We start from the raw sequence: 13379 nt of genomic DNA, 5'->3' as shown, positions 1-13379 counted from the left end.
GGAAATGGTACGGTTGGGTGGTCTCGAACCACCGACCTCAGGTGCCACAAACCTGCGCTCTAACCAACTGAGCTACAACCGCACTCGGGGCGCGCGATCCAAATCGCTTGGGCCGTCGCGTTGGCGGCTCACATACGGTCACTTCAGCCGATTTGCAAGCCTTAACTTCAGATTATCAAGCAAAAAGACCGGATGGCAAGCACCCGGTCCTTTAAGAAAATTTGAACGGGCGTACAGCGCCGCGCATCTCACCAGACGCGCAAAAGGTCGCTGTAGCACTTTGAATTGCTGCATGTCTTTGTCCTTAAATCGAGGTCGATTTAAGGAGACATGCAGTAGGGACCGATCAGGCCTTCTTGAAGGTGGAAACGACCTTTTCGGCGGCTTCCTTGCCGGGCTTGGCAACGTTCTCGGCGACCTTGCGGGTGGCTTCCTGCATCGTCTTGGCCTGCTCGACGGCGACTTCGGCCTGCTTGCGGATGAAGGCGGTCTGCAGTTCGACCAGTTCGGAAAGCGACTTCACGCCAAGCAGCGCTTCCATGTGCGAGAGCGAGTTCTCGGCATTGGTGCGCAGCGCGTTGATCGCCTTTAGGCCGAGCTCGACGGAGCCGGACTGGGCGCTTTCGAGCGTCGCTTCGACGGTCTTCGTTGCCTCTTCGGCGGCGGTCTTCATCTTGGCATAGGCGTCCTTCGACTGCGCGGCGCCCTTTTCGGCAAACTCGCGGAAGCTGTCGGCGAACTTGGTCGGGTCAAAGGAAAGGGAAAATGCGTCTTCGGTCTTCTTGGTAGCCATTGGTATGCGCTCCTTCGTGTGGCCCTCTTAAGAGGCGCCTTGGTGAGTGATGCCGCTCTTATAATCGATCTCGTTGTGCATTGCAACAAAATTGTGCATTGCACAAAAGCCGCCGCTATTAACCTTGCGGGGCGAAAGGCGGGCGGAGAGCAGGACCGTCGCTGGACCCTCGCAGATGCGGCAGGTATTAATAGAGTGTTAACACGCAAGAGCCCCGTCAATAGGCCTGCCCATGCCCGCGAGACAGTATCCATTCATCGACATTGCCGTGCATGCACGGGTGCGGGAGCATTTTGCCCGCGGCGATGCGTCGGTTCTCTTCTCGAAGGATCTGGCGCGCGTCCTGTGGGCAAACGACCAAGGCGCCAAGCTGTTCGGCATCGCGTCGGTCTACGACTTCATCGATAGTCCGCTCAACCCGAACGACCTGTCGCTGCGCCAGTTGCGCGCCGCCGCGGCGCAGCTTGCCGCCGTCGACGACCGGCGCCAGTTGTTGATCCGGATCGCGGCCGGCTTCCGCCGGCTGCCGCTCAACGCGACCGTCGAGATGATCCGCATCCGGCCCGGCGAGGACGCCGTTCTCTTCACCGCGCCGCACAACGGCAAGGCGCTTTCCCCGGAAGACCGCGCCGCCGCGATGATCGCCGGGCTGGACGGACCCGACACGCACATGGCCGTGCTAGACGACGACGGCAGCGTCATCGCCCAATCGCCCGGATTCGAGCATCTGGGCCTGTCGGACGACATCCGGCGGACGCTCGTCTCGGCGGTGGCGCGTGAGAAAGACCGGCTGATCAAGCGCCTCGTCGCGACCGAGAAGGGGCAATTGCCTGCTGCAATCGGCAGGATTTCCGATCACCCGGCCCTCCATCTTCTCTTCGCCGTCGAGGCCACGCTGGAGGCGCCGGATAGCGGAGAAACCACCGCCACGGACGGGCCAGACGCAATCGCCGTGGCTGCGGCAGAGGTCGAGACCGGCCAAGACGCCGCTTCGCCGGCCGCGCCGGACGAGCCTGCCGAATCTCCGGTGCAGGAAGATGCTTCGGAGACCGTATCGATAACCGAGCTCGGCGCAACCGAAGAGCAGCCGGCCGATACGACGCCGGTCGAGGAAGAACAGAGCGAACCGGCGCTTCAGTCCGGCGACGAGACTTCAGAGCCGATAGCGAGCGCAGGGACTCCCGAGTCCGGGCCGCAAGTGGCGACGTCGCACGCCGCCAGCGGCACGACTGCGGAGTCGGACTTCACCTTCACGCCGGGCAGCCGCGCCGTCCGCTTCGTCTGGAAAATCGATGCGGAGGGGCGCTTTAGCGAGATCTCTGAGGAATTCGCAGCCGCCGTCGGCCCGAGATCGGCCGGAGTGGTGGGCCTGACCTTCGCCGAGCTTGCGGACCGCTACGATCTCGATCCCGACCACAAGATCAACGCGCTTCTGCATCGCCGCGACACCTGGTCCGGCAAGACCATCCTGTGGCCGGTCGAGGGGACGAGCCTCAAGGTGCCGGTCGACCTCGCCGCCCTGCCGACCTATTCCCGTTCGCGCGAGTTCGACGGTTTCCGCGGCTTCGGCATCGTGCGGCTCGCTGACGCGGTCGAGGACGAAAGGGCGAGCGGCCTGGCGCTCGCCCTTGCGCCCCGCCAAGAGGAAATGACGGGCGAAGCTCCGGCCGAGGGCGTTTCCGACGCCGCTGGAGATCCGACGGAAGCGGAGTTGCAGGCGTCCGATTCGGCCGATGCCCCGCCGGGCGAACCTGAGGAGGGCGCGGCGGGAGACACGCCGGCGGCGGAAGACCCGTTTGCCGGCGAACGGCCCGCCCTTCGCATCGTCGATGCTCCGGTGCGCGCACCCTCCGACAAGGTCATCGATCTCGATGAGCATCGGCCGGCGGGCTCCGGGGCGCTGACACGCGGCGAGCAGGCGGCCTTCCGTGAAATCGCGCGGCAGCTCGGCGCGCATTTCGTTGAGCCGACGCCGCCGCCGAGTGCGGTGCGCAGCGATGATGCGCGCTCGGCGAGCAACCTGACTTCGGCAGAAGACACCACCACCGAAAGCACGTCGGCGGATGACGCGACCGCCGCCCGGCTGGAGGAGACGGCTCCGACGACCGGCGGCGAGGCACCCCCTGCCCCGCGCGGCGGCGTCGGCATGAGCAGCGAAATCCTTGACCGCCTGCCGGTCGCGCTCCTCATTCATCACGGCGACGCGCTGCTCCACGCCAATCCAGAATTTCTGCGGCTGACCGGCTACCCGACGCTCGGCGCCTTCGAGCAGGAGGGAGGCCTGGAAGCCCTCTTCGCCTATGGCAGCGAATCCGGAGAGCGCGAGCCGGACGGGACGATGACCCTGGTGCGCGCCAATGGTCAGCTCGCTCCGGTCAGCGCCCATCTCCACTCGATCCAGTGGGAGGGGAGAAGCGCGCTGATGCTGGCGCTAAGCCCCGCCGTCACCCGGGCCGTCGAGACGGCCAGACCCGTGGCAGAGGCCCCGCCTGGGGCCGAGGCGCGGCTCAGGATGGAAATCGACGAACTCCGCTCGATCCTCGAGACGGCCACCGACGGCGTCGTGGTCCTCGGCCAGGAGGGCGATATTCGGACGATGAACCGCTCGGCAAGCGCGCTCTTCAACTATGACGAAGAGGAGATGCGCGGAAAGCCGTTTGCCGCTCTCTTCGCGCATGAGAGCCAGAAGGCGGTGATCGACTATCTGCACGGCCTTTCCGGCCATGGTGTCGCAAGCGTGCTGAACGACGGCCGGGAAGTGATCGGCCGGGAGGCGGGCGGCGGCTTCATTCCGCTGTTCATGACGATCGGGCGGCTCTCCTCCTCCAACGGCTATTGCGCCGTCATCCGCGACATAACCCAATGGAAGCGGACCGAGGAGGAACTGCGCAACGCCAAGCGTGCCGCCGAGACCGCGAACGCCCACAAGACCGAATTCCTCGCACGGGTCAGCCACGAGATCCGCACGCCGCTCAACGCCATCATCGGCTTTTCCGACATGATGGCGAGCGAGCATTTCGGACCGGTCGGCCACCCACGCTATATCGAATATGCCGGCGACATCGGCCGGTCGGGCCGGCATGTGCTCGACATTGTCAACGACCTGCTCGACATCTCGAAGATCGAAGCCGGGGAGATGGAGCTCGATTTCAGCGCCGTCGACCTCAACGAGGCGGTCTCCGAAGCGGTCTCGCTGGTGCAGCCGCAGGCCAACAGCCAGCGGGTGATCATCCGCACCTCGCTGTCCGGCTCGGTGCCGGAGGTCGTGGCCGACGACCGCTCGATCAAGCAGATCGCGCTCAACATCCTGGCGAACGCCATCCGCTTCACGCCGTCCGGCGGGCAGATCGTCGTGTCGACGTCCTATGAGACGAATGGCAGCGTCATCCTCCGGATCCGCGACACGGGCATCGGCATGACGCGCAACGAGCTCGACCAAGCGATGAAGCCGTTCCGGCAGGTGACGACCGGCGGGCGCAAGCGCGGCGAAGGCACCGGCCTCGGCCTGCCGCTGACGAAGGCGATGGCCGAGGCAAACCGCGCCCAGTTCGCCATCAGCTCCGCGCCCAACGAGGGCACGCTGGTCGAAGTGTCCTTCCCGTCGCAACGCGTCTTGGCGAACTGAGGGCCGATGCTGTAAGGAAATGTTGACCCGCGACAGCCAGTTTGGCTGCCGCCAGCAGCACCTTGCCCCGGAACGGATCGTTTGCACTTCACCGCCAAAAGCCTCAAGCGACGCCATGCCAGGTCGGGCACCGGACTGACGCATCGGCTGCTCGCAAGCTGGTCCGGCCTCGCATCGGCGATCGTGCTCATGCCGATCGCCGCCATCGCATGGCTTGCGGTGACCGGCGGCGGCGCGGACTGGCCGCATCTCATCGAGAACGTCATTCCCCGCGCCACCGTCAGAACGCTGATGCTCGTCGGGCTGACCGGCGCGGTGACCGCCGCCGTCGGCATCGTGACGGCATGGCTGGTGGCGACCTGCGAATTTCCGCTGCGCCGGCTCCTCTCCGCCATGCTGGTGCTGCCGCTTGCTATCCCGGCCTATCTCGCGGCCTATGCCTTCGGCGAGCTCTTGACCTTCACCGGACCGGTCCAGGGCCTCATCCGGGCGCTCTTCGGTTTTCAGACGAGCCGGGACTATTGGTTTCCGGATGTGCGTTCGCTCGGCGGCGCGGTGCTGGTGATCAGCTCGGTCCTCTATCCCTATATCTATCTTGCCTGCCGCTCGATGTTTCTGATGCAGGGCCGTGCGGCCGCCGACGTGGCCCGCACGCTCGGCGCCGGGCCGCTGAAGGTCTTCCTGAAAATCCAGATCCCGATGGCCAGGCCGGCGGTCGTGATCGGCCTGACGCTCGTCGCCATGGAAACGATGAACGACATCGGCGCGGTCGAATTTCTCGGCGTTCAGACCCTGACCTTTTCTATCTTCGACACCTGGCTCAACCGCGGCAGCCTTGCGGGTGCCGCGCAGATCGCCTGCATCATGCTTGTTTTCATCGTCGCGTTGATGATGGTCGAACGTGCCGCCCGCCGCAGCCAGCGCTTCGCCAGCCAGAAGACGACGGCGGCCGTCCACGACGCGGTGCGCCTCGAGCTGTCGGGCTGGAAGAAATGGACTGCAACGCTCGTCTGTCTCCTGCCTGTTCTTTCCGGTTTTGCCGTCCCCTTCCTGGTGCTCGGCAACTACGCATTGAAGCGACTCGACCAATTTTTGGCGCCGCGCCTCCTCGACGCATTGCTGCACAGCGTCCTGGTCTCCGGCCTGACGGCACTCGTCGCGGTTTTCCTGGGTTTCGTCATGGCCTATGCGGCCCGCACCGGCCGCTCGCCGCTCACCGAAGCCGCCGGGCGGCTCGCCTCGTTCGGCTACGGCGTGCCGGGAACGGTGCTCGCCATCGGCGTGCTCTTTCCGCTCGCCGCCTTCGACAATGGCCTGGATGCATGGATGCGCAGCCTTTTCGGCACTTCCACCGGTCTCGTCCTCAGCGGCACCGGCTTTGCGATCGTCTATGCCTGCGCGGTGCGGTTTCTAACCATGGCCGAGGGAACGCTGGAAGCCGGCTTCCACAAGCTCTCGCCGCATCTCGACATGGCCGCCCGCGCGCTCGGCCGGACGGGCGGCCAGACCCTACGCTCGGTGCTTCTGCCGATGATGCGCCCGGCGGTGCTGACATCGGCGCTGCTCGTCTTCATCGAAACGATGAAGGAGCTTTCCGCGACCATCATGCTGCGGCCGTTCAATTTCAACACGCTCGCCACCCTCGTCTACGAGGACGCGTCGCGCGCCAAGGTAGAGGATGCTTCGGTCGCCGCGATGATCATCGTCATCTGCGGCATGATCCCGGTCATTCTGGTGTCGCGGTCGCTCGAACGCCGCTCATAGGACAGGCGCAAAAAAGAGGCGGCTCGCGGCCGCCTTTGAAGTCATGCTAACCAACAAATGCTCGAGAACTCGGGACGTCATGTCTGTGACAGCATCGCTGCTGCGGCACCGGCGCCTTGATGGACCGGCCTCCAGTTGGCTCGACCATGCCCCGGCAAACCTTAACAAGACCTTACCGCCAGACCCGACAATTTTAGGAAACGAACCGCAAGTCGGATTGCTTGGTTAATTCAGCGGGCGCGTCCAGGCTAACCGGCGCCGCCCCCTCAGGTCTTCAGCGCCTCCAGTCCGGCAAAGAGATCGAGCGCCTCGGGATTGGCGAGCGCCTCCCTGTTCTTGACCGGCCGGCCATGCACCACGTCGCGCACGGCGAGCTCGACGATCTTGCCGGATTTGGTGCGGGGAATGTCGGCGACGGGGATGATCTTCGCCGGCACGTGCCGGGGCGAGGCGCCGACGCGGATTCGCGCCTTGATCGCCTGCGTCAGCTCCTCGGTCAACGCAACCTCCGGCGCGAGGCGCACGAACAGGATCACCCGAACGTCGTCCTGCCAGTCCTGGCCGATGCAGAGCGCTTCCGCGACCTCCGGCATCTGCTCGACCTGATTGTAGATTTCCGCCGTACCGATGCGCACGCCGCCCGGATTGAGCGTCGCGTCGGAGCGGCCGTGGATGACGATGCCGCCATGTGGCGTCCATTCGGCAAAGTCGCCATGGCACCAGACATTGTCAAAGCGCTCGAAATAGGCGGCGCGATACTTGGCACCTTCGGGATCGTTCCAGAACATCACCGGCATCGACGGAAACGCCCTGGTGCACACCAGTTCGCCCTTCTCGCCGCGCACCGGCTTGCCCTCGTCGTTCCAAACATCGACGGCAAGGCCTAATCCCGGGCCCTGGATTTCGCCGCGCCAGACCGGCTTCAGCGGGTTGCCGAGCACGAAGCAGGAGACGATGTCGGTGCCGCCGGAAATCGAGGCGAGCTGGACGTCGGATTTGATCCCCTCATAGACGAAAGAGAAGCCCTCCGGCGAAAGCGGCGAGCCGGTCGAGGTCATCAGCCTGAGCGCCGAGAGATGGTGCGTCGTCGCCGGCGTCAGCCCGCCTTTGCGTACCGCATCAATGTATTTTGCCGAAGTCCCGAACACGGCGAAGCGCTCCTCGGCCGCGAAGTCGAAGAGGACGTTGCCATCTGGATAGAAGGGCGAGCCGTCATAGAGGCACAAGGTTGCGCCGACTGCCAGGCCGGAGGCCAGCCAGTTCCACATCATCCAGCCGCAGGTGGTGAAGTAGAAGAGCCTCTCGCCCTCTTTCAGGCCGCAGTGGAAGCGGTGCTCCTTGAGGTGCTGGAGAAGCGTTCCGCCGGCGGAATGCACGATGCATTTCGGCACGCCCGTCGTGCCGGAGGAGAACAGGATGTAGAGCGGATGGCTGAAGGGCAGGCGCTCGAAGGCAAGCGGCTCGGCTTCGAAAGCGGCGATGAAATCGGCAAGCGTCACGCCGCCGTCAATTGCCGCTGCAAGTGCGGCGCTGTCGCCGGCATAGGGGACGACGAGGGTCGGCACACGAAGCGTCTCCGCCACGGCGCGCACCTTCGCGTCGACGTCTTGGCGCTTGCCGTTGTACCAGTAGCCATCGCAGGCGACGAAGAGCTTTGGACCGATCTGGCCGAAGCGGTCGAGAACGCCCTGTTTGCCGAAATCCGGAGAACAGGAGGACCAGATGGCGCCGAGCGAGGCGGTGGCGAGCATCAGCGCGATCGTCTCCGGCAAGTTCGGCATCATCGCCGCGACACGGTCGCCGACGCCGATCCCCTGCGCCTTCAGCGCCTGCTGCAGGCGTGAGACGAGACTGCGCAACTCGTCCCATGAAAGCCGATAGCGGACCTTGTCTTCGCCACGGAAGATCAAGGCGTCATCGCCACCGCTGCCACGCAACAGATTTTCGGCAAAGTTGAGTTTCGCGTCGGGGAAGAAGCGGGCTTCGAGCATCCGCTCGCCGTTGATCAGCGCTCGACCGCCGCGCTCACCGACGACGCCGCAATGCTCCCAAACGGCAGTCCAGAAATCGCCGCGCTCCGCCACGGACCAGCCGTGAAAGGCATCGTAGTCGGAGAACCTGCGGCCGAAGCGCGCTTCGCACCAGGTGATGAATTGCGCCATCGGGCTCCGCGCGAGCGTCTCGGCATCCGGAACCCACAAAGGTCGATCTGTTTGCATGCGTTCCTCCACTCCCTCTGCCCTGTTCTATACCATGCTGCAACGCAAAATAAACAGCGTGCACGGCAGCGCCACCTCCTTGAAGACGACATTTCCATGTCAGTTGCATTTGCCCTCTTCAAGGCCTATCCAGACGGTTTCACCAAGGGCGATGCCGACCGACCGAAATGTCCAGACCCATCCGGAAAATATCGCGCGTCTTGAGGCTGCGCCTGCAGCGTCGCCATTTCGTCTGGTCTGCCGCAGGCGGGGTCATTCTCGCCCTCGGTTACAACGCCGCCCTGCCCCTGCTCGTCTCGACCACCGGCGTGCGCGCAGCGATGGAGCGGACGCTCGACAGCTGGTCTGGCGGCAAGAGCAGGATCAACGGTGAACCGACCGTCCGGCTCTGGCCCGAACCGCTATTGACCTTGCCGTCGGCGACGATCGAAACCAGAGGGCCCGAACCCCGTCCGCTTGCCGAAATTGGCCGCATCACCGCATCGTTCAGTCCGCTTTCGACGCTTCTCGGCGATCCGACGCTGGAGGACATAAGCCTTGTCGATCCCGTCGTCACGATCGAGCGCCGGGCCGACGGCACGATCAACTGGCAAAAGCCGCATTGGCTCGCCCCGTCCGAAGCCGCCGCATTGGCTCAGGAAAGCCCATTCGGCGACATCGCGATCGAGAATGGCCGGCTGATCGTGCTCGACCGAATGGCTGACGGCAGCGACATCGACATTCCGGGAATCTCCGGCACGATCAAGTGGCCCTCCTTTGCGGGACGATTGAGCACGCAACTGTCGGCACGGCTGAGCGGCGAAGAGGTCGCCTGGGCGTTCGTCTGCGACGATCCGCTCTCGCTCTTGGCGAAACAAAACGCGCCGCTGAAGACCTCGATCACATCGGCGCCGCTGACATTCTCCTTCGAGGGCGTCGGCAAGCTTTCGTCCGTTCCCTTCGCGTCCGGCCATCTGCAGATGTCCGCAGCTTCCCTTCAAACGCTCACTGAGTGGTATCACGGCGGCTCGACAGCGACGCTCCCGCCGGGAGGGCTCAGCATCGACACCAGAGTGACCACCGGCGAGAAGACGCTGAAGCTCGACGAACTGGCATTCACCATGGGCGGCGCCAGCGCGACGGGCGTACTCGATATCTCCCTTACGGACGGCAAGGCGCCGAGCATAGAAGGGACGCTCGCCTTCGATCGCATCGACCTCAACGGCGTTCCCGTCGCCGCGCTTTCACCGCTTGGTCGGGACGACCGCCTTTGGCGTCTGGTGGAAAGCTTTGTCGCTGCCTGGCAAACGGACGTTCGCCTTTCCTCGCAGGAGGTCCTCGCCGGTCCCCTGCACCTGACCGACGTCGCCGCCGGAGTGTTGATCGATGGCAAGCGCGCCTCGCTCGACATCGGCGACAGCAACTACGCCAACGGCAGCCTGAGCGGCCGCGTCGTGCTCTCTGATGAAGGGCTGGACCATGGCGGCCGATTGCAGGCGCGCCTCAAGGACGCCGACTTCGACGCAGTGCTCGGCAGCTTCGGCCTCAACGGTCCTGCGCCGGCCGGCCGGGGCATTCTCAGCATCGACATCGGTACCGATCATCCCGTCTGGGCCACGGGACTTGGCGACATATGGGGCAATCTCACGCTGTCGCTGGCGAATGGCAGCATCGCCGGCTTCGATGCCCACGCCTTCGCCGATCTCGTCCGCAAGGGCGAGTTCTTTTCGCTCTCTCAAGCGAATGAGGCGAGCTTCGACTTCCAGGTGGCGAACGTAAAGGCCAGCTTTGCCGACGGCACGGCGAGGCTCGACCGGGCCGATTTCACCGGAACGTCGGGCAACCTGTCCCTCGCCGGCGTTGTCCCCTATCGCAACGGCAGCTTGGCGCTTGCCGGAACGCTTCAAGCCGAGGCGCCCAGCGGCAACCAACCGGTTCGCTTCTTCGTCGGCGGCTCCTGGCCGAATGCGGTGATCTCGCCGCTTTCCGTTCTCGTCGCTCCAAAATGAGGCTCAGCCGATGGCCGCAATAGCAGCGCGCTCATCCTTTTCGCGCTGAACCTCCCGCCGCTTGGTGACGATCGATGCGACGACCACGCCAAAGGCGACGATACCGATCAGGATGGTGCAGATCGCATTGATCTCCGGCGTCACGCCGAGTCTCACCTGGCTGTAGATCTTCATTGGCAGCGTCGTGGCGCCCGGTCCGGTGGTGAAGCTTGAGATGACGAGATCGTCGAGCGACAGGGTGAAGGCCAGGACCCAGCCCGAAAATACGGCCGGCGCGATCACCGGCAGGGTGATCGCGAAGAAGGTCCTGACCGGGCTCGCGCCGAGGTCAAGCGCCGCCTCCTCGATCGATTGGTCGAAGCTCAATAGGCGTGACTGCACCACGACCGCGACGAAGCACATGGTGAAGGTGATGTGGGCGAGCGTGATCGTCCAGAAGCCGCGATCAAGCCCGATCGCCACGAATAGCAGCAGCAGCGACAGGCCGGTGATCACCTCGGGCATGACCAGCGGCGCATAGACCATGCCGGAGAAAAGCACGCGTCCGCGGAAGCGCGAATAGCGCACCAGCGCCAGCGCCGCCAACGTGCCCAGAACCGTCGCACACGTCGCCGACAGCAGCCCGACGCGAATGGTCACCCAGGCGGCATCGAGGAGCCCCTGATTGTGCCAGAGCTGGCTGTACCATTTGGTCGAAAAACCGGCCCACACCGTCACCAGTTTTGACTCGTTGAAGGAGAAGATCACCAGAAGCACGATCGGCAGGTAGAGAAAGCCGAAGCCGAGCACGACGGAGGCGATATTGAAGCGGGACCACTTTTCCATGTCCTATCTGCCCTCGCTATCGACCTTGGCCTGGACGTTCTGGAAATAGACGATCGGGATCACGAGGATCATCAGCAGGATGATCGCCACCGCCGAGGAGACCGGCCAATCGCGATTGGCATTGAACTCGTTCCAGAGCGTCTTGCCGATCATCAGCGTTTCCGACCCGCCGAGCAGGTCGGGGATGACGAACTCGCCGACGGCCGGAATGAAGACGAGCAGGCAGCCGGCGACCACGCCCGGCAGCGACAACAGGAAGGTGACGCGCCAGAAGGCGCTGATCGGGGTGCAGCCGAGGTCCTGCGCCGCCTCGATTAGCGAGTGATCCATCTTCTCCAGCGCCGAATAGATCGGCAGCACCATGAAGGGAAGATAGGAATAGACGATGCCGATATAGATCGCGGCATTGGTGTTGAGGATGATGAGCGGCTGGTCGATGACGCCGATCGCCATCAGGAACTGGTTCAGCAGCCCTTCGGGCTTCAGGATGGCAATCCAGGCATAGACGCGGATCAGGAAGCTCGTCCAGAAGGGCAGGATCACCAGCATCAACAGCATCGGTCGGATCGCGCGCGGCGCCCGGGCCATGCCGTAAGCGATCGGATAGCCGATCAGCAGCGTCAGGAAGGTCGAGATGGCGGCGATGACGACGCTCGACACATAGGCATTGAAATAGAGCGCGTCCTCGGTCAGCCAGACATAGTTGTCGACGGAGAATTCGCGGGCCTTCTCCAGCATGCCCGCCAGCCCGCCGGCCAGATCGAAGACCGGCGTATAGGGCGGCATGGCGACCGTGGTCTGCGACAGCGAGATGCGGAAGACGATGAAGAAGGGAATGAGGAAGAAGAACAGCAGCCAGGCATAGGGGACGATGATCACCAGGCGGCTCATGAGGGCTGAGGCAAGTTTCGCCATGGCTTCAATCCTTCAGGACGACGCCGGCATCCTCGCCGAACGAGATCCAGACCTGCTGGTCGTAACCGAGCGGGTCCTCGACCGCGCGCACCGCGTTCAGCGACGACGCCTTGACGACCTTGCCGTCCCTAAGGCGGACGTGGAACACGGTCATGTCGCCGAGATAGCCGATGTCCCAGATCTCGCCCTCGGCCGCATTGACCGGAGCATGGGCGGGCGGCTGGCGGCTGATCCTGATCTTTTCCGGACGAACGGCGAAGGCGGCCTTTGCTCCATTTGCCGGTTTTTCGGCCGAGGCGATGCGAAGCGGAATGCCGCCGGTCGTTTCGATCCGAACGGAACCGCCTTCAGCCGCGGTCACCGTGCCGTCGAACAGGTTCACGTCGCCGATGAAGTCGGCGACGAAGCGCGAATTCGGCGCCTCGTAAATCTCGGCCGGCGTCGCCACCTGGACGACCTTGCCGTGGCTCATGACGGCGATGCGGTCGGCCATGGTCATCGCTTCTTCCTGGTCATGGGTGACGATGACGAAGGTCAGGCCGAGTTCCTGCTGCAGATCCATCAGTTCGAACTGGGTTTCCTCGCGCAGCTTCTTGTCGAGCGCGCCGAGGGGCTCGTCGAGCAGCAGCACCTTGGGCCGCTTGGCCAGCGAACGGGCAAGCGCTACGCGCTGCCGCTGGCCGCCGGACAGCTGATGCGGCTTGCGCTGGGCGAATTTCTCGAGCTTGACGAGCTTCAGCATCTGCCCCACCCGCTCGGCGATATCGGCCTTCGGCATGCCGTCCTGCTTCAAACCGAAGGCGATGTTGTTCTCGACCGTCATGTGCGGGAACAGCGCGTAGGACTGGAACATCATGTTGACCGGCCGCCGATAGGGCGGAATGCCGGCGAGGTTCTGACCGTCGAGAACGATCTCGCCGGACGTCGGCTGCTCGAAGCCGGCGAGCATGCGCAACAGGGTCGACTTGCCGCAACCGGATGCGCCGAGCAGTGCAAAGAATTCGCGCGTGTAGATGTTCAGCGACAGGTCGTCGACGGCGGTGAACTCGCCGAACTTCTTGGTAACGTTCTTGACGGAAATGAATGGCTTGGAGGCGGGGTCCGCCCATGGTGCGAAGGAACGCCGGATACTACCGAGAGACTTCATCATATAACCCCGAAGTGCCGCAATCGATGGAGGCGGCGCCGCCCCGTTGCCGGCTGAACCGCTCCCGAAATCCCCCTGAAGAAATTGCCCGGATTGAGGTCCG

General features: G+C 64.2%; 8 protein-coding genes and 1 tRNA gene. 3 read left to right on the top strand and 6 right to left on the bottom strand.

The genetic code is table 11. The features are described 5' to 3' along the window. Window positions 1–5: 5 nt before the first annotated feature. Together NXT3_RS03610 and NXT3_RS03605 are read right to left on the bottom strand one after the other, a co-directional pair. A tRNA-His gene (locus NXT3_RS03610) sits at window positions 6–82 on the bottom strand. 264 nt (window positions 83–346) lie between these two features. Next, window positions 347–793 carry a phasin gene (locus NXT3_RS03605; protein WP_037424041.1) on the bottom strand — a complete coding sequence of 149 codons (447 nt, stop codon included), beginning with the start codon at window positions 791–793 and terminating at the stop codon, window positions 347–349. A 232-nt stretch (window positions 794–1025) separates the two neighbouring features. Here NXT3_RS03605 and NXT3_RS03600 point away from each other — a divergent pair, with 232 nt between their 5' ends. Together NXT3_RS03600 and NXT3_RS03595 are read left to right on the top strand one after the other, a co-directional pair. Next, a complete protein-coding gene (locus tag NXT3_RS03600; protein ID WP_104838795.1) occupies window positions 1026–4418 on the top strand; it encodes a PAS domain S-box protein in 3393 nt (1130 codons plus the stop codon). Window positions 4419–4499: 81 nt separating this feature from the next. Further along, the gene (locus tag NXT3_RS03595; RefSeq protein WP_104838794.1) at window positions 4500–6182 is read left to right on the top strand and encodes an ABC transporter permease; all 1683 of its coding nucleotides are present in this window, start codon (window positions 4500–4502) and stop codon (window positions 6180–6182) included. Between the two features lie 266 nt (window positions 6183–6448). Here NXT3_RS03595 and NXT3_RS03590 read toward each other — a convergent pair whose 3' ends face one another. Continuing rightward, window positions 6449–8401 carry an acetoacetate--CoA ligase gene (locus NXT3_RS03590; RefSeq protein WP_104838793.1) on the bottom strand — a complete coding sequence of 651 codons (1953 nt, stop codon included), beginning with the start codon at window positions 8399–8401 and terminating at the stop codon, window positions 6449–6451. 167 nt (window positions 8402–8568) lie between these two features. On the opposite strand from NXT3_RS03590, the gene NXT3_RS03585 reads away from it, so the two are divergent. Then, window positions 8569–10389: an AsmA family protein gene (locus tag NXT3_RS03585; protein ID WP_179864827.1), complete on the top strand. Its 1821-nt coding sequence runs from the start codon at window positions 8569–8571 to the stop codon at window positions 10387–10389. A 3-nt stretch (window positions 10390–10392) separates the two neighbouring features. Here the strand turns inward: NXT3_RS03585 and NXT3_RS03580 are convergent, their stop codons facing one another. The 3 genes from NXT3_RS03580 to NXT3_RS03570 are packed head-to-tail and all read right to left on the bottom strand — an operon-like array spanning window position 10393 to window position 13276. Continuing rightward, on the bottom strand, window positions 10393–11214 hold the full coding sequence (locus NXT3_RS03580) for an ABC transporter permease (RefSeq protein ID WP_037424027.1): 822 nt from the start codon (window positions 11212–11214) through the stop codon (window positions 10393–10395). Window positions 11215–11217: 3 nt separating this feature from the next. After that, a complete protein-coding gene (locus tag NXT3_RS03575; protein WP_097527253.1) occupies window positions 11218–12129 on the bottom strand; it encodes an ABC transporter permease subunit in 912 nt (303 codons plus the stop codon). 4 nt (window positions 12130–12133) lie between these two features. Beyond that, window positions 12134–13276, bottom strand: a complete 1143-nt coding sequence (locus NXT3_RS03570) for an ABC transporter ATP-binding protein (RefSeq protein WP_037424111.1) — start codon at window positions 13274–13276, stop codon at window positions 12134–12136. Between the last annotated feature and the right edge of the window lie 103 nt (window positions 13277–13379).

Origin of the sequence: Sinorhizobium fredii (genome assembly GCF_002944405.1) — a bacterium.
In the GTDB taxonomy this organism is placed as follows: domain Bacteria; phylum Pseudomonadota; class Alphaproteobacteria; order Rhizobiales; family Rhizobiaceae; genus Sinorhizobium; species Sinorhizobium fredii_C.
The sequence above is the reverse complement of the archived record's forward strand: the minus strand, read 5'-3'. Positions and strand labels throughout refer to the sequence as shown.